This is a genomic window from Rivularia sp. UHCC 0363 (genome assembly GCF_034931125.1).
Classification (GTDB): domain Bacteria; phylum Cyanobacteriota; class Cyanobacteriia; order Cyanobacteriales; family Nostocaceae; genus Rivularia.
In genome coordinates this window covers 19536-41642 of the sequence record NZ_JAYGHM010000032.1, presented here as the reverse complement: position 1 = coordinate 41642, position 22107 = coordinate 19536, and the positions used below count along the sequence as shown (strand labels likewise).

The following is a 22107-nucleotide window of genomic DNA, read 5'->3' as shown; positions in this document are numbered from 1 at the left end:
TATTTTCTAATATTTAATTAGAAATTATTTTTTAAAAACCGCCTGTCTATTGTAGATGGGCGGTTTTAGCAATTACAGAAATATTGCTTTTAGAAAATAAACAAGCAGGATACCTGTACTACAACTTCTTGTATTTAAGATTCAAGTAGAGTATCCTGCCTGCTTATCTACGGTTAAAATTTAACCGATATCATCGCGTTCCATGTACAACAACATAAATGCCATTGCTACAGCGGGAAAAACTAAACCAGTCAAAGGAACGAGGATGGATGGCAAAAAAGAAGCACCCATAGTAAAACCTCCTATAAAATCGCATTACAATTCAACACGAGCTTACTCTAATTGCACCGTCTTGAAGCGAAATCGTACATATTTTTAACACAACATCTTTCAATATCGGTTTTTACATCCCCAAAATTGCATCAAATTGAATATTAGGCAAATCCGGGGGTATTACAGTACGTTGAATTGTCAATTTATGACTTTCTTGCTGGGTAACTATATTTATGGCGATCGCTTCCAAGCGAATCTCTATGCAGCCAAAAGGAATATTTAGTTTGGTTATTACTTCTAATTCTCCATTTTTGTTCGGGGTTAAATTGCTCAGTAGGTGTGGACCGTCAAGCAAATGTCTCGTCTGACAATCTTCTAACCATAACTTTACGGCAAGATCGGAGTTTCCTTGGGGTAGACGTACTCGCACGTTGAGCGCTTTACCCGAAATCAGTTCGCCTTGTGGTACGTATAGTTGAGGAATTGGCAACTGTTCTATATTTTGAGTACCGATAACGCACAGGGCTGATAGTTTTTTAAGCGGTTCATCTATCGGTCGATCTGTTTGCGTTTCTACAATTGGAATATTATCTGCAAAAGTATCTGGATCGTCTACTACGATTTCCTGAGCTATTTGAGTAGATGGTGTGGCAATTTTACTAATTTCCCATCCAGAATTAGAGGAAATAGAGAAATAAGGGAATGATGTTGACTGTATACTTAGGCTGGAAGAAACATTTTGAGTTACCTCTTGCGGATCGCTTTTAGCGGTTGGAGTATGTTGATGAGGTTTTTGATTAGTCGTCTCAATCTCATAGTCTTCATACTCCACATTAATCGGTTCGGGTAAAGAATATCCTTGAGAAAGCATCCACTGTCTAATTAAAGGAGATGTGTTGGAACTTTCTGCTGCAATAAATTCCGATCTACGAAGTGTAATTGGTTCAAACTCAAAGGAATTATCATCTTTTTGCTCGTCAACCACCAACTCAGTTAAATTACTATTTTCAGTTTGAGCTAAGTCAGGTATATTTTGATTGTCGGCAACATTTACATATGTTGCACCAACAGAAGCCTCAGTTTCAGATTCTACTTCTACATCAGAACTTGTTAAAGCTTTTGACTTTCGTAAATAAGGAAAACTAGTACCCGTAATAGTAGAACCAGAAACAGTTTCGATATAACCGTTATTTATATACCGATCAATTTTTTCTTGATAACCAGGGACACTCGGTAATTTCAGCGGATTGACAGTTTTTTTGCGATTTCGGGGTTCTACTCGCAATGGCAAAGATTGTTTTTTGGATCGTACTCCTGGTAAAGATTGCTGTCGTTTTGCTGTTTTTGCTAAATTAAACAGTTCTAAATCCAGAGACATCCCCGGTTCTAGAATTTGAGACGCATCACTTACTTCAGATAATTCGTTTGTAGAATAATCAAAGCGAACTAATTCACTGGGGTCGGCAACGGTAATTGCTAATAACGCACTTATATCTGCCGTAATTGTAAATGACTGACACGCTAATAATTCTACAGCACCGTCACTTGAAAATGCCCCATATACTTTAACTTCACCCAGAATTAACTTAGAAGAAATTGAAGGAATCTTAATTGAAGACGCGATCGCAAATGGTAGGGTTTGATGGTTGGTGGGTTGACGATTAGATTGCAATAACTCAGAATTTTGCGGTGATCGCAATTCAATTATGACTTCAGTTTGTGTTATTTGTTTAAGCTCATTTGTTTCCTTGACTTGAACAACTCCTTCAATATTAATGCTATCTCCCCAAGGTGCGACGTAGTTAGTTTGATCGAGATTTAACAGTAATGGTAGTGGGGGTGGGATATATTCAACCGTTTCATCGACAAATAAATCCGAAGACGGTAAGGCTAACTCGATCAAATTTTGTAAAATCTGTTCTGCTGTATCTCCCTTAATTCTTGCCGGACTGGCAGTTTGCTCGATTATTGCTAAATTTTTTTGGGTAGGTGTTTCGCTAACGTCTTTATTTTGTGTCGCTAATGATTTTTCTGGTAATTGTGGCTTTTCTTTTGGAACGGATGTAGTAGTAACCTTATGTGGTGTCGCTTTAATAGAATCTCGTAGTTTACTTACGGTTTTTTGCTTATTAGAAGCCCCTTTGAGAGACTCTCGTAATTTATCAGCCGGTTTCTCGCTAACGCTTCGATCCGAAATTTTGACTGATGTGGTTGAGATGATTTGGCGATCGCCAACATTGCGACTTTTGTTTTTGACAGGTTCTATAGAAATAGAAGATATTAATCCAGCATCATTGGTTTCGATCTTAGATAAAGGGCTTGGTTCGATATTTTTTGCTTTTGATTTAGCTTGTGTCTGTATCCCTTCCTGGCTTTGAGATTTTTTTGGCGCAACTGATTTTTGCTCGGCACCATAAGCTACAACCACCAGACTGACAGTATATTGCCAAGATGCACCCAGAAGGTCTGACATCAAATCGCCAGAACATTGTAATTCCCAAATTCCCGATTTGAGATAAGTAAAAGGAATTACAGCCGTTAAGCCTTCTGGACTAGTACGTCGTCTGCGTTTTTGAATACGTCGCCTAGGTGGAACCTCTGAAAGAGAAGAGTGAGTTACCCTAACTTCCACATCAGTATTACTACGGTGAGAACGAGCAACTACTCGATACCGACCTTCCATGATTTCTACCCTTGGCTTCTGCAAAGGATGCCAAGTACGTTCGCCTTCTTTTTGTATCAGAAATTGCCACTTTTCCATTGTGAATGATGCCTAAAGCTCATACCAGCCGTAGTATTATTTGCATTACCTTGCTTGCAAGTTTACCGTACTAAATTTGTATTTGCATCATACAAATTGTTGTTTTGATTAAAACATAATTTTGTACTGGCTTTAGGTATAGTTAAATTAAAATTATCATAATCGCTGTTGACTCAAACTTCTACTGAGAAATGTTTTGGCAGTTTACTAGAGCAGTATATCAACAGCTTTTTTGCTATCTTGTATCTATGTTATTTTTGGTCGAATGAAGGTAAAGACCGTTAAATTAGACTTGAAGGTGGGTGTGACGTTATTTGACCATCAAAGTCTTGGTAATATTTCTAGTTTCACAAAGCCATATTTTATAGTTGGCTAGCCACAGTCATAAAAATTAAAACCCTCTCTCCTAAAAAAGAAGAGGGGTTATAAATTGGCTTTAGTTAAGCAGGAAAAGCTGTTTACAATCAAACACCGTAACAATGTTGATAATAAGCCAGAATTTGTCTTACCCATTGTCTAGCTTGCGTAGATGATGTGTAATCAATCCATAAACCACCGACTTGGCTTTGGTTGTAATCAAATTCTTGAGAAGTTTGTTCCATAAATCCCACTTCGATTCCTTCTACAGAACCCAAATGAGCGGCAATCTCACGGTAAACCGTCAAAGATAAACCCGGTATAACAATCTTTTCCCTTGTTTCCATATCTTAAGAAGCTCCGACCGATGCATTTGGTAACGATGGTAATGTCGAAACAGGATTGGATGTAGAAGCCGTATTTGGTTCAACTGCTCCCATAGGAGATTCTCCTACCATCCTGGCTACTTCAATACCATATTGTTCCAGAATAACAATCGGTTCGGAACCTTCATTCATTTCAATCCTTTTAACAAGCAGTCCGTTCGCTAATCTTTGTCCTGCTTGAACATACCGACTAGTAGGTTCGCTAGGTACTTTAATGATGGCTTGGGGTTGATTCCCAACTTGAACTACCCCCGAGACTAAAACGGCTTGAGCTAATTTTGGTTGCGGTGGTGGTGGCAACACAGATGCAAGATCTGGTTGTGGTATCACCCCAGGCATGATTTTCGGTACAACCATAGCTGGACTCATGCTACCCTTGGAGCCTGTTTTAGCTGTTGCTTTCGGTAATTGTCTTGAATTTACCCTGGCTGAATTAGAATTTCTACTAATATTCCTTCCCTGGCTTGCTCTAGCAGTTGGATAATTACCGCTTCGGTTTCCTCCAGCAGTTGCAGAAATAACTGCACTTCTCCTAGCTCGCTGTATTGATGCAGTATTTCTACTGCTAACTCCTGGCAAAGGAGGTAATACAGGCACAACTCTTTGTCCGGTATTACTACCAGTGCTATTACTATCTATTTCTGTACGAATAACTACAGGCGAGATAATATCGTCAAACGGATCGGTACGTCCTTTCGCGACTATTCCTACTCGTTCAGTAGGATTAGTTGGCTGGATTAAAGTGGAAGGAGCCTGAGCAATAAGTGTATTTTTGTTCCCAGGCACCACAGGGTCTTCAAAAGAGGGTGTCTTTCCTTGGCTATCTGCCGTTACGGTGGGGGTCGGAGCAACAGTTTGTTGTTCCTCTTCACCAGAACATCCGGCGATCGCCAAAACTAAAATAGATGCAATTGTGATTTTTAAATGTCTACCCATTAGCCATACTCAAGAGAAGACAGGAAAATTTGGAATAGTTGAAATCTAGCTTTTGAAATGTGTATCAAAAGTGAAATCTGATCCAGTTATAACCTAATTTTTTTTACGTCAAGGGTTGTTTGATACATTACCTGTGTTTTTTATAGATTAATTTGAAATTATTTGAAATTATTCAAATTTTATGGGGCTTGTTAATCTTCTGCCGCAACCATGAGGCTTTTAAGGGAATCAAGCCCTTTTTTGACTCGACGAGAAACTGTAACTACGCTAATACCAAGCCGTTCGGCTACTTGCTTTTGGGTTAAATCTTGCAAAAACACAAATTCCAAAACCTGACGAGTACGATTTTCTAACTGAAGCAATGCTTGCTGTAAGCGTAGCTGGTCTTCTTGAGCTAATTGAAAACTCCGGTAACTATGGTCGGGAACCAATTCCGCTAAACTCGCCGAATCTTCATCCCCATCATATACAGGCACGTCTAGGCTTAAAGGAGCGCGATTTACCCAAGCTAGTTTGATTTCCTGCCATTCTTCAAGAGAAATGGACAAGGCTGCGGCGACTTCGGAGTCAGTCGGTTGACGATTATACTGCTCCCGCAAAGAACGAGAAACCCCTATAGCCTGCTGTTGCAGCGCTAACCAGCGTCGGGGAATTCTCACAGTCACCCCCTTGTCTCGCAAGTAATGCTGAATTTCACCGCGAATGTAAGGAATCGCAAAAGAACTAAATGCGTGACCTTTGGAAATATCAAATCTTTCAATCGCACGAATTAAACCCAAACAGCCAACCTGAAGTAAGTCGTCATAACTTTCGTGACATTGATTTATCCAATAGTAAGCCTCCTTTCTGACAAGTCCAAAATTAAGTTTTACCAGTTGATTGCGAACATCTGCTGACTGAGATTGCTCGTATTCTCGCAATAACTGCCAAATTTCATGCTTCAGTTCTTTAGTAAGTAAGGTAGTAGACATGGCACCTTGATGATTGGTAAAAAATATTTAAATAATTAGAACGGCTATTATTGCTGGTAATGCACTGAATCTAAGTACTTATACGGAAAATACAGGCGAACATATTCCTCCGTTATCGAGGGTCAATAACGGATGATTATGAGACTATGAGGACGGCTCAGAAGGTTAACGCGGCTTGCTTTTAAGGCAGTATGCTGATGAATTCATGCAAGCTGACACAACAGTTAATTTGTTTCTTGTATTAGAGAAGGTTTACTCTGAATAACCAAAAAACTCCTATAACGCGCATAGTGCATTTTCGTGCAAATTATTCATCAATTGATTAAAAATTCCCATCTATCTTTCAAGAATTAAGGCACGATCAAAGCAATGTTTTAACTTTTTAATTCTGTAGCTAAATACGCTACATATAACAAATTATACAAAAATGGCTCAAGAACGTAACCGAATTATTACGTAATTTAGATTTATAAAAAATTAGTTGAATTATGGATAAAAAAATATTGCAAAACAATTAAGTAGCTTAACAAATATAGTTTTTCAGAGAAAATACCGATAGTAAAAAGTTTTCTTAAACAAATCAAATAATTAGATCGGGACTAGGAGCAGCGATCTCGGTAGATATAGTATTCCAGACATCGATATCCTGCCAACTTCACCAAAAAAAGTACAGTATTACGTAATTCCTGTAGATATAAAATTTGAGCGGGATTATAAATAAAAAAAGGGCTATAAGCCCTCTAAATTAAATAAATTGGTAATTCAATTCACATCAATTGAATTCGATAAACTGATAAGCAGATTTTTTATTATGATACTGGTTCAATGCGAGCGTAAAATAAGCCGCGAACCTTCACTTCTAGAGGTTCACCAGCACCCAAGTCAGTATCTGAAGGCTGTTCGCTGATAAAAGTACCGGCAATTTCACCACTTTCACTATCAACTTTGGCAACATTCAAAGAAATTTTGCCGCTACCACCTTCAACACTCTTGACATTAGCTCGTCTAAGTTCTTCTCTGTCTGCTTGGGAAGGTAGCGCGATCGCGTTATCATAACCGCTAGCCACACCACGACCTTTAGGGTCTAAGAAAGTTGCACCACGGTAAGAAGGAACCTTAAAATCTCCTTCAAAATCCGTTGAGGTATTAATACTGGTTAAATTAGGCTGGGTTTGAGCAACCAAATTTTTCACAGTAAATAAGAACGGAACTTGTTCCCCACCTGGAAGCAATACGGTGATCGCTTGGAAGTCAAGGCCATCTTTTTCCTCAAAAGTCAAGCTACCATCTGCATTAACTTTCAAATCTCCTTGAATTTGGTCGAGAGACGAAGTTTTACGGGTCAACATTTTCGCACCAACAAATTCAGCTTCTTGTCTTTTGTTAACTGGTTCTTCTTTAACAAAGAAACTGGTCGGCTCCATGCAAAGTTCTTTGATCTTGTAAGACTTGTTTGGATCGATCGCGACAGAACCACGGCTGGTCTCTGAGAGTAGAGGACATTTGTTCGCTAAGCCAGTACCTACAATCTGTTCGTAAGTCAGTGAATCTTTAGTGGTACTACCTCTAGCTATATCTGAATCTTGGCTACAAGCTGTTAACAAACCAAACATTACAGCCATTAAACCAACTATTAAAGCGCGATACCTCATGGTTAACCTCAATGTCAAAAATTAATATTCTCAGTTGTTAAACTAAAAAAAGTTAGATGTACCCAGAGTTTTTACTCCAGCTACTAAGCACATCATTAACTTTAATTAGGATATGCTATCTTATGTTGACAATGCAGCAGTTTAACAATTACCAGCATTTACTAAAGTAGGCACGCAGCAGCTTTCCTTTGTAAAACTTAGCCATGTGCATTGTCATCTATCCTATATTCTCTCAAAATATTGGCTAACAATATCCACTATATTTCGAGACAAGCAAGCACTAAAAGTTTAAGTGGAAAAATCTTTCTGACGCTCACTTTTAATCCAGAAAAATCCCATCAAGATTTCACACAATTATTTTCTTCGTAATTGCTAGAAAATGTGACAATCTCTCCGACAATCAGGTGCGGAGCTATCTTAGAATCACTTCTTAGATTTCCTAGTTGTTCCCCTGCGGGTTTATCTGACATCTCGATCATCGTCTTCGTAAGATGCTTGCAACAGCCAAATAAAAGACCTTTGTAGTTTTCTTATTTGGAGTTAGATCACCTCACCACCCATAGCCAACCTAAAGTAGATGTTTTTATAGTTAAGTTTTTATAGTTCTCCTTTAACAGCGATCGACATGAAATTTGGTATTGAGTTAATCTCATTCTCCTACAGTTTTGTACTAACAGAAAAATTTATATACAAGATTATATCCTTATTAAAGTTTTATATTACTATTTTTTCAACCTGAAAATAAATAGTTTCCAGGTGCGGAGGTGAAACAATCTGTATTTGACCGTGCTTCATAGATCGCTAATATCTAGATATTGTTTGTTTATACATTTCTTAACATTGCGAAAATCACTGTGGAGATTGGGTCTTATTGATTCATCTTTAAAGCAAGGCTTGACAAAAAAACATTTATATAATCTAAGTCTCAAAATATTAAGAGCTTTAGTGTTGTAGTGAAAGACATTCTTAATTTAGACAAGTAGACTTATTATTTGCAGGGGGAGCGCTGTTTTTGACGTTACTATTTAGCGACGAATTGCTATAGTTATCCAAAGTTATGCCTTTCCCGTCACAAATATTAGGCTTAATAAAAGGTAAATATAATTAGCGAATATTATGAGCAACGATAAAAATCCCGATTTGCAGAAACTATCTTACAAATTACAAGAAATTGCCGACTGTATACACGAATATTCGATGCTTTGTAAAGGAGATATTTTAGCAGTTTTAGCATTGCTTAGACAGTTAGAAAAATTGCACCGAGAAGTTAGAGACGGTATTTTTCAAGAAAGTTTACCATCAAATCGTCAGGCGCTATACTCGCTGTTGAAAGACATTGAAGCGGAAGGAGGATGGCCTTATATTGAGCGGATGAGGATTCAAGATTTGATGGCAAATTTAGATGTTGCCGATGAGTAGGGTCGAGGGGGATAGGGAGATGGGGGGATAGGGAGATGGGGGGATAGGGAGATGGGGAGAAAATTTTTAATTATTAACTCTTAACTCCGGTGGTCCTAACTCCTAACTCTTAACTCCTAACTCCGGTGGTCCTAGCTGATACCTTGACAAAGTTGGCGATCGCGTCCTTCAACATTGCGGTTGTACTTGAGGTAATTGTTTACCCAGTGGCAACCGCGTACTAGTAGATTATCTAAGTCTAGATTCCATAAAACGATTGTATTATCATCGCTCGCAGACGCTAAAGTTTTACCATCAGGACTAAAGCTAACATCTAATACCGGAGCTTCATGTTCGCTAAGGGTTTTAATTAACTTACCTTCACTACTCCACAGCTTAACAGTACTATCCCAGCTAGCCGCAGCCAGAACTTCGCCATTTGGACTAAAGGTCACGGCACTAACGCTATCGCCATAACCTTTTAACAAAGTTTTTAATAAAGTACCATCCCAACGCCATAATCTAACGGTATTGTCCCAGCTAGCAGAAGCAAGCAAGTTATCAATGGGACTAAAGCTGACACCTAGCACCCACCCAGAATGAGGTAAGAATGTCTTTAATAGCGTCCCATCTCGTCGCCATAATTTTACAGTTTGGTCGTCAGAACCAGAAGCCAAAACTTGAGAATCAGGATTAAAACGAACGCTGTTTACCCTTGCTTGATGTCCTTTTAAAGTTTTGAGCAGTTTACCTTCTTGATTCCACAGTTTTACGGTTTTATCAGTACTCGCAGATGCTAAGAATTGTCCATCGGGGCTAAAACTGATACTCGTTACGCTGTCAGTATGTCCGGAAAGAGTTTTGAGTAGTTGACCGTCTTGTCGCCAAATTTTGATGGTTTTGTCGTAACCTGCTGATGCTAATATTTTGCCGTTCGGGTGAAAACTAACACTCGCGACCCGATCGGTATGTCCTAACAAAGTCTTGTAAAAACGAGTTTCCACAGTACTACTCGATTGTCGCTGCCAAAGCTTCACTGTATGATCGCGACTGCTAGAGGCTAACATTTTCCCATCAGGACTCCAAGCAACACTTAGCACTCGGTCTTCATGTCCTCTTAAAACTGGTAATTTAGGAGGATTTAAGCTCCAAAGTTTGACACTTTTGTCATAACTTGCCGATGCTAATAATTTACGATCGGGGCTGAATGAAACACTAACTACAGCATCGCTGTGACCTTTAAAAGTTTTCAGCAATTTACCATTACTAACGTCAATTATATTGATCATATTGTCATCTCCTGCGGAAGCAAGCTTTTCGCCTTGAGAATCAAAATTTAGACTCCAAATTGTCCCGCTATGCTGCTGTAAACTCCGAAAAGGACGGTATATGAAGCTATTTGTAGCATCTTGTTCGCGTCGCCAAAATTTGATTACACCATTTCGATCGCCTGATGCTAATATTCGACCGTCAGGACTAAAATTAACAACTGTTGCCCCTTCCTGATGACCTGGTAAAGTAGTTAACAAGCTGCCATCAATTCCCCATATTTTCACGGTACCGTCATCGCTAGCGGAAGCGATAAACCGACCGTCGGGGCTGAAACTTACCCAATTTACCCAGCCTTGATGTCCCCGGAGAATCTTAATTAATTTACCGTCACTGCGCCAAATTTTAACTGTTTGATCTTTACTCCCGGTAACTAATAACTTACCGTCAGGACTAAAGCTAACCTTGTCCACCCAATCTCCATGACCGAGAGTTTTAACAGGTTGCCAATCAAATTCTCCCGTAGCGGGATTTTTACGCCAAATTTTTACGGTTTTATCCCGACTTGCAGAAGCTAGCATTTGACCGTCGGGACTAAAAGATAAACTGGTAATACTCTCGTGATGACCTTGTAAAGTTTGCAACAATTTACCATCAGTACGCCAGATTTTCACGCTTTTATCAAGACTTCCCGACGCTAGTAACTTACCATCAGGACTGAAAGTGACATCCCAAACAATATCACCATGTCCTTCTAAACGGTTGACTTCCGTGACTCCATAAACTGCTTGCTGCAAAGCCGTAATTACTCGCATTCGGGTATCTGGCTGAATTCCATGACCGCGTTTGAGCTTTTTCCAAGCCCGTAGACTTTCCACTAAAGCATCAAACTCTTTGTTAGAGGCAAATAAAGCTTCAGAAGCAGCAGTTAAAGCACTGATTTGGAGGTTAGTTTCGCTACGTTCTGCTCGTAAACTTTGACTAATTGCAGCTTTCTTTTGTAAGTCAGCTTGCCACCACAAACCACCGATAGTCGCTGACATCACTGCTAAAGCGAAACCTGCTAAACGTGCTTCTCGCAATCTTTTTTGTAGTATCGAATTGAGCTTTGCTTGCGATCGCTTTTGGGCAACTTCCGCTTCAGTTTTTTCAAAGCGGATTTTTTCTAGTTCAACCGTAATTCCATAGTCATTGCGATCGCGAATTGGTTGGACTAGATAATCGTGAACCAACTGATAACGTTCCCCAGATTGGAGTACTCGCAACACCAAACCGTTGCCGACAAGGATTTCTAAGATTAATTCTACGGTATTAACATTATAGGAATGCATGAAGCCGTTATCATCTTCTACCACCATTTGAGTTTCCCCATAGCTACCAACAGATTGCTTTAAAATAGAATCTGTTTCCTTGGGTCGCTCAAAAGCTCGATCCATCACCGATGAAACTAGTTGAGAATCTCCCAATTCCAAACAAGCATCTTCTCTAAAAATGGCGGTAACTAACTCAGCTTTAGTTTTTAGCGGTCGCGTACCTTTTTCATCGGTTAATTCAAACAGCAGCTTCCAGCTTAATTGTTCGTTTTCTTGACCGCAATCGAAAATAACTTTTTCTAACCAGTGCCGGACTAATTTTTCCGAACCACCGCTACGTTGATATTCTCCGAGTGTAGTTATATTTTCTGCTTCTAATTGAGCGCCGACAATTTGCAGTTCTATCGGATGTACTTGGTGAGTTTCTCCTGCTAAATCTTCTACTAACTTATTAATTAGTTCTTCACTTAATTGATAATGAGAACGTTCGATCAAACTTTGGATAATACTCGTGGCATCTTTACGAGAGAAATTACCTAAATAGTAACGGATATTTTTATCAAGAATATTTCGATTAATTACTCCCAAATCATATTGGTCTTGATTACTTAAATAGCTTAATCGCTCAAATTCTAATAGATAATGTAGATAATCTTCCCGTATAGAAATAATAATTTTAACAAAGGGAATATTTAGACATTGAGTAAAAAACTGATAAAACTCTATTCTTTGCGTACTGTCATGATTGACAAAGAAAAACTCTTCTAACTGGTCAAAAATTAAAATAACCGTATAGTTACTATCTGCTAATAGCCGGAGTTTTTCTAAAATAACTCCAACCGTAATTTCTATTGCCAAAGATATAGAAGTGCGAGCAATCACTTGATTGATGCTGCGTCCTAAAGCAGTAGTCCAATCGGTATAAACAGATAAAACAATAGGTAAAGCGATGCGTTCCCCAATGAAATTTTGTTTTAAGACTGGAACTAAACCTGCTTTGATAATTGAGCTTTTCCCAACTCCCGAAGGTCCATGAACAATCGTAAGTTTACAGTCAGCACGAGTCATTTTTTCTAGAAGCCGATGCACGTCCTGCTGTCTTCCCGAAGCTGCGATTTCTTGGGCAACTTGTTCGGGTATCGATGAGATTTTTTGCGATTGTAAAACTGGGTTAACTCTGTAGCGTTGCGGCTGTAATTGACTAGCTCCGATAAAAGCGCGAAAACCGTACTGATGCTCAATTTGAATCTTTTCGCGTTTGAGTTTAAAAGCTTCTAAGTAATCATGACGTTCGCAAAAATAGAGCGAGCGTAATTCTTCCACAATTTCTAGATACAAAGATGGTTCGTATTGAGCTTCACAAACCACTTTTGCCCATTCCAAAGTATTAACGGCTTCGTCCCATTCACCCAAGTTCCGCAAAGCTCGCCCAAGTAATAGAAGATACCAGCTTTCTTGTTGTCGGGAAACGAATGGAACTTCTTCTGCGATCGCAAGAGCTGTATTTGCTAATTCATGAGCTTGCAGCCAATCGGATTTAGAAGCAGCGACAACACAAAGAAATCCGTAATCTTGAGCAATTAATCTTTTATTCCCAGATAATTGGTGTAATTCCAAAGAATACGTTGCTAACTGCGATAAGTCATCCCACTGTTGCAAAGATTGCAGCATTTCACAAGCGGGAAAAATGAATTTAGCGCTTAAGTCTTTTCTTTGTGTTGCTTCAAATATATCCAAGCATTGCTTAAACCAATTTAAAGCATTTTGCCAAAAGCTCATATTGGCAGCAGGTTGTAAATCCGCTAAGCGTCGGTAGCACAGCCCCAGGTGGAACATGACTACTGCTTGGTGGATTTGGGGGGAATTGATTTTGGTTTCTTCCCCTACTCCCTGCTCCCTACTCCTTGCTCCTTGCTCCCTACTCCCTACTCCTTGCTCCCTACTCCCTGCTCCCTGCTCCCTACTCCCTACTTCCTTGATATTTATTTCTTCTTCCCACAGTTCTAAGCTGCGCTGATAATGAAATAATGCTTTGTCAATGTTGTCGTTGACGTAGTTATCGCGTCCGAGGACAAATTCTAAACTTGCTTCTAATTGTGGTTTTAATTTGATGTTGTACAGACGGAGTAAATCGTTGCGTGCTGATTCAATTTCTCGACGCTGCTGGGATTTTGGATCTAAAAGTAAGACCGCATTTGATAAAAATTTTTGCGCTCCTGCATCTATAACTTTGTCAAATAAAGATTGTGTTTGCTGTTGAATTAGATTAACTAAATCATCCGCAGCCATTTCAAATTTAATTGTAGTTGCTGCCCAGCTTTTAAAATCGGGTGCAAACCGCGAAAGTGATGTCCCGACTTCATCTTTGAGCCACAAAACTATCGGAAAAGGAAAGGTATCGGCATAGATGTCTCTGGCTTGGTTAATACCGCTAAGTAAATCTTCTAAGTTTGTGATTGACTCCAATCCAAATACCATCACGGCAGTTGGTAAACAATCTGACTTTACAGCAGGTATATCTAAAAATAGTTCTGAGACTATAGTGCTGTGTAAAGCCGTGGTTGAAGGAGACAGAAATACTTCTCGTAAATTTACATCTTTGGTTTGCGAGCGAATATTGTCTAATACTTGTTTGCACAACTCTGTGTAATTGCACCGTACTAAAATTAGAGAAAATTGACCGTTGGAAAGCGCAATTGCCCGAATCAGTCTATGCAGGGTGTGCTGATTAGAAATGGCAATGTCCGTAAGACCTGTATTTTCACTCATATCTATTCGCTCTTGCTTACCGCATCATATGTATAAGGCCAATTCAAATTCAAATTAAAAAATTAAAACTATAAATCTACAAACGCTTGATCTAATTTTTTAATCGAACCTTGGAAAACTTATTTACTGTTTCGTTTTAAAAAAGTAATCAAGAATTAGTGCAGAAGAGGAATAGAATGGTGAAAAATACACCCCTTCCTACCCAAATTGATTTTTTCTATCCAGGAATTGCTGGAATTTTGTATTCGGAGCGTTCCCAAGCGAGGACTTTTTCAGTTTCTGATAGTGCTGGACTAATACCAAACCAGCGTCCTCTAATGTCTCGGTATTCAAAAACAAACATACTCCGCAGCAATCTTTGGTATTCAGATTCGCCTTTGACAGTCTGTTGATTGACGACTTCATAAAGTAATTGCCACTCTTCATCGTCAATAGCTAAGAGTAGATCGTCGCGATAATCTTTGATTACTGCTTCCAAACAAGAACGCTCGAAGGGTGGGTCTTGTCGCTGCAAACAACTGTAAAGCAACCCCAATAAATTCCGAATATGACCGCCACTTACGCGACACAAACGGTCTAAAGTTTCGGAACTATCGAATATTTCCTGAATCAATTTCAATCTAAGATCGGCAGAAACTTCGGGAAATGCCCTTGCTAAAACCAACTGACGCAACAAAGACATTCCTGCTTCGCAGTCACCACCATCTCTTTGACGCACTAACACCATCGGTAAGACCTTGGGCGCAATACCACCCCCCAAACGATTTTTCAGCGTTTCGTATTCGCCAGAAAAAATCAAACCCAAAGGAATCGTATAAACTACATGACACTTCAACCGACGCAACTGTTCACCCCTGTCAATGAACAAATATTCCGGTTGCGATCGCCCTGACGGCATCGGGCGCATATCAACTCGATCTAGGTTGTCAATAATTACAACTATTCCCTTTTGTCCCCTCATCTGTAGCTGCTTGCTAGCTTTATCTAAAACCTCTTCATTAATCGCTTGCAAAATACTATTTGTACGCGGTTCTAGATACTGCCTAAGTTGGGAACGTAACTGGGGGCTATCTTTGGCTTTGGCGCTAATTTTGGCAATACCTAAAGAAAACTCCGCTTCTGCGGATAGATCTATGGGAGTTTGCAGAAAATCGCCGATTTCTTTGAATAAATTGGCAAAATAACCGGGCTTGAGCCTAATGTCGATCGCTTCTAAACTGGCGCTGACTTGACGAGCTACACTCAACAAAATATCGCTGACATCGATATCCGCCATGTCTAAATCTTGGCTGGACTCAAAATATACTACGTGAAATCCGGCTTGCTCTAACTCTGCTTTGAGACGCTGCAACTCCGTTGATTTTCCGCAGCCAATATGACCTGTAAATAATTGGCAAGTTGGTTCATCAGGAGAAATACGGACAATTGTTCGCTTCAATTCCTCGACAATTTTACAACCCCGTACTTCTGAAAAATCTATATAGTATTTTCTATCGAAATCATCACCCATAACCAAGGTTCTGCTTGGATTACAGGTTTTAAAAAACCTTGACAAATTTAACGTAGTTTTCATGTAGATGCACTAGATATAAATAATTACCATTAACCCTAACTCAAGCATTAAAATACTGAGTTGACTCGCTCCCCAAATTACGAGATCTGATTAATTTTTTCTTTTCCCTGATGTTCCTAGCCGTTATTTGCCTCGCTATACCAGCATCGGCAATCTTTTGACAAAAATACGTGGTTTCAACTATAACTCTTTTGTATTGAATCGCTGAATTACCTTTTTAGTATAAAAAAGAATAATTATCAGCACCCCTTAATTTACACTTAAGTATTAATTGTAGCAACCCATGCATATCATTTTTTGGAAAATACGTCAAGTCAACTTGAGTTTATCTGGTTTTTTTTTCAAAAAAGAATAAATTGGTATTAGTTTTGGATGCAGTAAGCCTTGAGCGTGTATAATGTGGCATTTAATTATTGGGCGATTATTAAGCGATAAGCCAAATTAAAAAAGGGGTGTAACGCAGGACGGTCAATGTTTCTGAGCCGAATACGTAAAAGAATGGTTGTAAATTCTATATTATTTGTAGCCGTTTGACTTGAAAATAAATGTCACTCTAAAGTAAAAAGGCTACATTAGAGCAAAAATACACGTCAATGATTCGCGTTTTTTTAAATCCACTATTGTTATGGGAAAACTTAAAGGAAAATGCTTAGAAAATAAATTATTTACTTCAAAAGCCTTGGCTTCAACTAATTTATTCATCTTCATACAATAACTTGAACCAAAATGCATTTCGAGGTTTAGATGCCGGAAATATTATCAGTTTCCTCCACCGAATTGGCAGGTCGTCGCGAAAAACTACGTCGTAACAGACAGGTAAAAATTATTAGCAAAATCTGGCGAACCCTTGCAATAACAGGGTTAGCGGGTGGTTTACTGTGGTTTTTAATTCAACCAATATGGGTACTCAAAAGTCAGAAAGATATTACTGTTTCCGGAAATCAGTTATTATCTGATGAATCGATTCAGTCAAAAATGCAATTATCTTATCCCCAGTCTTTATGGCGAGTTGAACCAAGTCGTCTGAGTGCGTCTTTAAAGCAGCAACCAGGTATAACGGAAGCAACAGTAACTCGTCGTTTATTTCCACCGGGACTGACAGTTAAAGTATCAGAAATATTGCCTGTAGCAATTACTCAAAATCAGAAGATAGAGGATGCTGATACTAAAAATCAAAAACTAGTAGAGGGATTAATAGATATCAATGGTGTTGAGGTGAGGATAGAAAACTATAAATCAATTCCTGCAAATAAATTACCTAGTCTCAAACTAATCGGCGATTTACAGCAATGCCGTTCCTTTTGGAAACCGCTTTATCAAGCAGTAAACAACAGTTCTGTAAAAGTAATGGAAATTGATTGTCAAAATCCTAATAACATAATTTTAAAAACAGAATTAGGTTTCGTACATATTGGCAGCCCAACTTCTGAATTAGCAGAGAAAATCAAATTATTGGCAAAAATTCGCCGCTTACCAGTTCAAGAAAATATGAGTCAAATTGAGTTTATAGACTTAACAAATCCTGAAACAATTTTAGTACAGATGAACCATAAATTAAAGAAGATTGACTCTCAAACTCCCTAAAAATATTCCTATGGTGACGAATGTATAAAACACTCCTAGTTTGTAAATAAGTTTTATGCTGATAAATATATATTAATGATTGTTGTTTTGGGAGTAACTTACACCACAATTAACATGGCTGTGTCGTCTTAGGTTTGGCAAAATTATAAAAAACCTACCGTTAGGGAGTATAAATCTCCCATTTGTTATAGTTACGCTTAAATCCAAGGGTGCAAGATGTAAGACAATTTGTGATGATGAAGTTTCGAGGGTTGACAAAGTTTATGGCGTTGTATGGAATGAGTTCCGATACCGCCTCCGGTTTAGTTCTTGCTCGAAGAGCAATGGGACTAAGTGAGTCAGTGCCTGCTCATATCGCTCTCCCGGCAGGGAAAGGTTCGCAGGAGACACGTTTGGGCTTCATGGTACCGACTCAACAAAAAGCTCAAGTCGGTACGTCGTCATGAGTTTTATAATCAACACTCGTTAACAGCGAACCTTAGCAGTCACTCTACAAGGAACGCGGGGAAACCCCAGCTTGGAAGACTTGTGGAGGTCGGTACATCAAATGTGACTCGTGTTAAGGAACTTGGTGAGAATCCAAGCTGTAATCCTGAACTAGCCGTTAAGGTCAGGTGATGATGGGTAGTTTTATCCAGTTTTGGGGAGAATTGCCCATTTTTTAAGTAACGGTTAGAAATCATCATGCATCTATCTAACCAAATTGCGGTAATGACCGTATTCATCGAAAAGATGTGTTAAGACGCATCTTGAAAAAATATACGAGTAGGAACCCCACGAGTGAGGAGTCAAACATTTATTTTACATATAGATAATTTACGTCCTCATAGCTCGCAATATATATTGGTAAACAAATTTTAACGTCATCATTTCCATGCTTGGATCGGTGTATTACTTGTTTAATTGTTTAATTGTTTTCAATTTTTTTCAAAATTAAACCAGTATTTCTGGCGATAAACCAAAAAAAACGCTATTAGTTGTAAAATTAATGACCAATATCCATTATCAACAAGAATTTGGAGTTATCGAGCTTATATGAAGGCAACAACAAGTAAAAATAGTAAAATCGGTTGAACTTATACAGTTCTTTGTTTAAGTAAATTAAGTATACAACTCTTGAATTAGTTGTCCATCGAGGAAAATAAGAAGATCGCCAACTAAAAGAATCACGCTCCTCAACCTCTATTGCTGTTGGGAAGCCCAAGAACAGAAAAAAACATTGCCGCGACTTTCTTTTGAAGCAATGTTTATTTATTGACGGGAGCGGGTAAATTACACCCCTAGAAGTCGTTTATCTGAATGCACGTAAATCCAATGACACTTGATAATAACCAAGGGCTTACTTATAAAAACTCGCAGTCTCCCGGACAGCAAGGAATCTCGCTAGCAGGAATCAGTACCAATAACCCTTTTGGTCATTCTGGGCTAAGTTTGGGGCAAAACAGCAACAACCATTCTCCCGAAGAAAATCCCATTGGGGATATCGTCCCCGGTAGGGTTGCCAATATCAAAGTAATTGGTGTTGGTGGTGGTGGTGGAAATGCTGTTAACCGCATGATTGCTTCCGATTTGAGTGGAGTAGAATTTTGGTCGATTAATACCGATGCTCAAGCTTTAACAATGGCTGCGGCTCCTTGTCGTCTGCAAATTGGACAAAAGCTGACGCGGGGTTTGGGTGCGGGTGGTAATCCTGCTATTGGTCAAAAAGCAGCGGAAGAATCTAGAGATGAAATTGCATCGGCTTTAGATGGAGCTGATTTAGTATTTATCACCGCTGGAATGGGAGGTGGTACTGGTACGGGTGCAGCTTCGGTTGTCGCTGAAGTTGCTAAAGAAATGGGTGCTTTGACGGTTGGTGTTGTGACCCGTCCGTTTGTGTTTGAAGGTCGTCGTCGCACTAGTCAAGCAGAGCAAGGTGTTGAGGCTTTGAAAAGTAGGGTAGATACCTTAATTATCATCCCCAACAACAAACTTTTGGAAGTGATTCCAGAGCAAACACCCGTCCAAGAAGCTTTCCGTTACGCGGATGATGTATTGCGTCAAGGTGTACAGGGCATATCTGATATCATTACCATTCCCGGTTTGGTAAATGTTGACTTTGCCGACGTGCGAGCCGTGATGGCAGATGCAGGTTCAGCTTTGATGGGAATCGGCATTGGTTCTGGCAAATCACGCTCTCGGGAAGCGGCGATCGCGGCAATTTCTTCACCTTTGCTCGAATGTTCTATCGAAGGTGCTAGAGGTGTGGTATTTAATATTACCGGCGGTAGCGACCTAACTTTACATGAAGTGAATGCTGCGGCTGAAGCAATTTATGAAGTGGTAGACCCCAATGCCAATATTATTTTTGGCGCGGTAATTGATGACAGACTCGAAGGAGAAGTCAGAATTACCGTAATTGCTACTGGATTTACAGGTGAAATCCAATCCCAACAACAGCAAAGCGTTACTCCCAATAGTAGAGTAGCCCCACCGCCCGCAGCCCAGCAGCGGCGGACAATGCCCCAACCATCATCAACCGCTAATTCCAATTCTCAAAAGCCAGTCGAACCCAAAGAAAAACCTGGATTGGAAATTCCTCCGTTTCTGCAAAAACGACGTAATCCGAACAACTAAATGTTTAGTTGATTGACCGCTTACTTAATGGCTACAAGCCTTGAAGGAAGCATAGGTTACGATGCCGATTTAGTTGCGGTCGCGACGGGGATGCAGGGTGTTGATAAAAAATCATTGTCTGCCAATATCTCGCAAAAAAATCTAGTCTCATTACGTGGCTTAATCGCGACATCAATGTCGGCGATATATTGTGTAATGTCTAATTTTCTGACCATTATTTCTAAGGATTTAAACTGTATTTACACTTAAATCTTGGTGCATTATTTTACTTCTATTTCAGAATCGCAAACTACCAAAAAACTGGCAAAATTCTATTTAGTGTGAGGTTAAGACTTGCAGAGCAAATCTTAAATACTGATTTAATTGTTACTTATGGTTTCGAGTCGCTTGTTCGATCCATTCAATAACTTTTTTACCTAAGCTTGTATTGCTAAATCGATCAATTTCGCGAATACCCGTAGGACTAGTAACGTTAACTTCAGTCAAATAACCACCGATAATATCAATCCCGACAAATATTAAGCCATCTTCTTGTAAAGTTTTGGCTAATTGAGTACAAATTTCCCGTTCTCTGGGAGTAATTTCTGTTTGAGCAACCGTACCACCGGCTGCCATATTATTACGAAATTCTCCAGGAGCGGAAAGACGGTTCAGCGCCCCCATTGGTTCGCCATCAAGTAAGATAATTCGTTTATCTCCTTGTTTTGCTTCCGGTAAAAAGGTTTGTAACATCACTGGTACTCGTCCTCGTAGCGTACTCAGTTCTACTATGGAATTAAAATTGCGATCGCCTGGTTCCAAAAATAAAATTCCTTCTCCCGCTTTGTTTCCCAATGGTTTTAGAACCGCAGCACCTTTGTCTTCAACAAACTTGCGAATTAGATGTTTATCCGCGCTGACAATGGTTTCGGGAATGGCTTGGGTAAACTGGAGAGCATACATTTTTTCATTAGCATCCCGAATACCTTTAGGACTGTTAACAACCAAAGTTTTGTTTTGGTCGATATAGTCCAGAATATAAGTAGCGTAAAGATAAACATCATTTACTGGTGGATCTGTCCGCATGAAAACGGCATCCATTGCATTTAAACAAATATTAGTTTTATCGCTTAGCTTGTACCAGGGATTTGCAGCTTTGTAGCCTCCCTCCAGTAGCTCAACGGGGATAATTTCGACTCGTTCGAGATGCCCCCAAGCAGCATTATCTACAACACTCAAATGATTTACTTGGGTTATCCATACTTCATGTCCCAAAATACAAGCCGCTTCCATCATGGCAACGCTAGTGTCATGACAAGGGTCTAAGTTTTGGATAGGATCGATAATAAAAGCCAGTTTCACGCGATTGCCTCAATTAAGCGTTCATTCATATTGCGGTGATTCCTTTAAAATTATCCCCCCCTTTGAACAATTAACAATTATCAATAACTTTTTACTTTCGTCCAAGCTTGCTTCTTTAATCTAAAATCTAAAATCTAAAATTAGAAAACCCACCCTAACCCACGGGTGGGAGTCAGCTTCAAGGAATATCTAACTATGAGCCATATCTATATTCTTAAGCTAATAGCTCATCCAAATTGCCTTGAGACTCTAGAGCATAAATATCGTCGCAACCACCAACATGGGCATCATTGATGAAAATTTGCGGTACGGAACGTCGTCCATCTCCTCTATGAGCCATCTTTTCTCGTGCTTCTTCATCTCCATCCACGCTGTATTCGATAAAGTCAACTCCCTTTCTCTTCAACAGACTTTTAGCGCGTATACAAAACGGGCAAGTACTCCAAGTGTAAATTTCTACTTTGGCAGCCATAACGTCCTCTTGTTGACTTAGCAATTCTTAATTTTAGAACCTTATAAATAGCTGTTGATGATTCATAAGTAATTTTATCCACTTTTGATACATATCTAAACTGCAATCTTATAGTATTAAAGTATAAAATAGTGATTTGGATTACTTTGTATATGTGTTAAATAAGACTCAAAAGAAACTTTAAACTATAGAGTAAGTGCGAATGAGCCTACTATCAGGAGCAACAGCAGACTCATATAAGGCACAAAACACAAGAATTCTGTTGGCTTGAATCCAGGTGCGTAACAAATTTATAGTATTTCAGTTTAAATACGGTATACCTCAGTATTGACACTGATCTATTTTATATTGTTTAAAAAAGTACCTAGTATTTACCGCATGAAAAAGATGGGGGGATGGGGGGGAATTTAAAAAATACCCGCAGCCTAGAAGGCTG

At 39.2% G+C, this 22107-nt stretch carries 16 protein-coding genes; 5 read left to right on the top strand and 11 right to left on the bottom strand.

Translation table 11 applies throughout. The features are described from left to right. Positions 1-180: 180 nt before the first annotated feature. From psaI to VB797_RS18670, 7 genes are all read right to left on the bottom strand, one after another. Positions 181-291: a photosystem I reaction center subunit VIII gene (psaI, locus tag VB797_RS18700; protein ID WP_323239231.1), complete on the bottom strand. Its 111-nt coding sequence runs from the start codon at positions 289-291 to the stop codon at positions 181-183. A 112-nt stretch (positions 292-403) separates the two neighbouring features. After that, the gene (locus VB797_RS18695) at positions 404-3034 is read right to left on the bottom strand and encodes a hypothetical protein (protein WP_323239230.1); all 2631 of its coding nucleotides are present in this window, start codon (positions 3032-3034) and stop codon (positions 404-406) included. A gap of 464 nt (positions 3035-3498) precedes the next feature. Further along, a complete protein-coding gene (locus tag VB797_RS18690; protein WP_323239229.1) occupies positions 3499-3738 on the bottom strand; it encodes a hypothetical protein in 240 nt (79 codons plus the stop codon). Between the two features lie 3 nt (positions 3739-3741). Beyond that, positions 3742-4713, bottom strand: a complete 972-nt coding sequence (locus VB797_RS18685; RefSeq protein WP_323239228.1) for a hypothetical protein — start codon at positions 4711-4713, stop codon at positions 3742-3744. A 191-nt stretch (positions 4714-4904) separates the two neighbouring features. Then, entirely contained in the window at positions 4905-5684 is a 780-nt protein-coding gene (locus tag VB797_RS18680; protein WP_323239227.1) for an RNA polymerase sigma factor SigF, read from the bottom strand. Between the two features lie 809 nt (positions 5685-6493). Continuing rightward, on the bottom strand, positions 6494-7336 hold the full coding sequence (locus VB797_RS18675) for a photosystem II manganese-stabilizing polypeptide (RefSeq protein WP_323239226.1): 843 nt from the start codon (positions 7334-7336) through the stop codon (positions 6494-6496). A gap of 338 nt (positions 7337-7674) precedes the next feature. Then, complete coding sequence (locus tag VB797_RS18670) at positions 7675-7806, bottom strand: hypothetical protein (RefSeq protein ID WP_323239225.1); 132 nt, start codon at positions 7804-7806, stop codon at positions 7675-7677. Positions 7807-8452: 646 nt separating this feature from the next. Between VB797_RS18670 and VB797_RS18665 the strand changes: the two genes are divergently transcribed. Continuing rightward, positions 8453-8755: a hypothetical protein gene (locus VB797_RS18665; RefSeq protein WP_323239224.1), complete on the top strand. Its 303-nt coding sequence runs from the start codon at positions 8453-8455 to the stop codon at positions 8753-8755. A gap of 131 nt (positions 8756-8886) precedes the next feature. Here VB797_RS18665 and VB797_RS18660 read toward each other — a convergent pair whose 3' ends face one another. Together VB797_RS18660 and VB797_RS18655 are read right to left on the bottom strand one after the other, a co-directional pair. Next, on the bottom strand, positions 8887-14085 hold the full coding sequence (locus tag VB797_RS18660; RefSeq protein WP_323239223.1) for an eIF2A-related protein: 5199 nt from the start codon (positions 14083-14085) through the stop codon (positions 8887-8889). A 217-nt stretch (positions 14086-14302) separates the two neighbouring features. Then, positions 14303-15658: an ATP-binding protein gene (locus VB797_RS18655; protein ID WP_323239222.1), complete on the bottom strand. Its 1356-nt coding sequence runs from the start codon at positions 15656-15658 to the stop codon at positions 14303-14305. A 744-nt stretch (positions 15659-16402) separates the two neighbouring features. Between VB797_RS18655 and VB797_RS18650 the strand changes: the two genes are divergently transcribed. From VB797_RS18650 to VB797_RS18635, 4 genes are all read left to right on the top strand, one after another. After that, positions 16403-17242, top strand: coding sequence for a cell division protein FtsQ/DivIB (locus VB797_RS18650; RefSeq protein WP_323239221.1), 840 nt, complete (start codon positions 16403-16405; stop codon positions 17240-17242). Positions 17243-17520: 278 nt separating this feature from the next. Continuing rightward, the gene (locus tag VB797_RS18645) at positions 17521-17688 is read left to right on the top strand and encodes a hypothetical protein (protein WP_323239220.1); all 168 of its coding nucleotides are present in this window, start codon (positions 17521-17523) and stop codon (positions 17686-17688) included. An 868-nt stretch (positions 17689-18556) separates the two neighbouring features. Next, a complete protein-coding gene (gene ftsZ, locus VB797_RS18640) occupies positions 18557-19858 on the top strand; it encodes a cell division protein FtsZ (RefSeq protein WP_323239219.1) in 1302 nt (433 codons plus the stop codon). 27 nt (positions 19859-19885) lie between these two features. Next, on the top strand, positions 19886-20107 hold the full coding sequence (locus VB797_RS18635; protein ID WP_323239218.1) for a hypothetical protein: 222 nt from the start codon (positions 19886-19888) through the stop codon (positions 20105-20107). Positions 20108-20224: 117 nt separating this feature from the next. Here VB797_RS18635 and gshB read toward each other — a convergent pair whose 3' ends face one another. Both gshB and grxC read right to left on the bottom strand, forming a co-directional pair. Continuing rightward, positions 20225-21199 carry a glutathione synthase gene (gene gshB, locus VB797_RS18630; RefSeq protein ID WP_323239217.1) on the bottom strand — a complete coding sequence of 325 codons (975 nt, stop codon included), beginning with the start codon at positions 21197-21199 and terminating at the stop codon, positions 20225-20227. A gap of 214 nt (positions 21200-21413) precedes the next feature. Further along, positions 21414-21671 carry a glutaredoxin 3 gene (gene grxC / locus VB797_RS18625; RefSeq protein WP_323239216.1) on the bottom strand — a complete coding sequence of 86 codons (258 nt, stop codon included), beginning with the start codon at positions 21669-21671 and terminating at the stop codon, positions 21414-21416. Positions 21672-22107: the final 436 nt, after the last annotated feature.

Bases quoted from the DNA above. Each gene is read 5' to 3' on its own strand.
- psaI (WP_323239231.1), bottom strand. From the start codon at position 291: ATGGGTGCTTCTTTTTTGCCATCCATCCTCGTTCCTTTGACTGGTTTA.
- VB797_RS18695 (WP_323239230.1), bottom strand. From the start codon at position 3,034: ATGGAAAAGTGGCAATTTCTGATACAAAAAGAAGGCGAACGTACTTGG.
- VB797_RS18690 (WP_323239229.1), bottom strand. From the start codon at position 3,738: ATGGAAACAAGGGAAAAGATTGTTATACCGGGTTTATCTTTGACGGTT.
- VB797_RS18685 (WP_323239228.1), bottom strand. From the start codon at position 4,713: ATGGGTAGACATTTAAAAATCACAATTGCATCTATTTTAGTTTTGGCG.
- VB797_RS18680 (WP_323239227.1), bottom strand. From the start codon at position 5,684: ATGTCTACTACCTTACTTACTAAAGAACTGAAGCATGAAATTTGGCAG.
- VB797_RS18675 (WP_323239226.1), bottom strand. From the start codon at position 7,336: ATGAGGTATCGCGCTTTAATAGTTGGTTTAATGGCTGTAATGTTTGGT.
- VB797_RS18670 (WP_323239225.1), bottom strand. From the start codon at position 7,806: ATGTCAGATAAACCCGCAGGGGAACAACTAGGAAATCTAAGAAGTGAT.
- VB797_RS18665 (WP_323239224.1), top strand. From the start codon at position 8,453: ATGAGCAACGATAAAAATCCCGATTTGCAGAAACTATCTTACAAATTA.
- VB797_RS18660 (WP_323239223.1), bottom strand. From the start codon at position 14,085: ATGAGTGAAAATACAGGTCTTACGGACATTGCCATTTCTAATCAGCAC.
- VB797_RS18655 (WP_323239222.1), bottom strand. From the start codon at position 15,658: ATGAAAACTACGTTAAATTTGTCAAGGTTTTTTAAAACCTGTAATCCA.
- VB797_RS18650 (WP_323239221.1), top strand. From the start codon at position 16,403: ATGCCGGAAATATTATCAGTTTCCTCCACCGAATTGGCAGGTCGTCGC.
- VB797_RS18645 (WP_323239220.1), top strand. From the start codon at position 17,521: ATGAGTTCCGATACCGCCTCCGGTTTAGTTCTTGCTCGAAGAGCAATG.
- ftsZ (WP_323239219.1), top strand. From the start codon at position 18,557: ATGACACTTGATAATAACCAAGGGCTTACTTATAAAAACTCGCAGTCT.
- VB797_RS18635 (WP_323239218.1), top strand. From the start codon at position 19,886: ATGGCTACAAGCCTTGAAGGAAGCATAGGTTACGATGCCGATTTAGTT.
- grxC (WP_323239216.1), bottom strand. From the start codon at position 21,671: ATGGCTGCCAAAGTAGAAATTTACACTTGGAGTACTTGCCCGTTTTGT.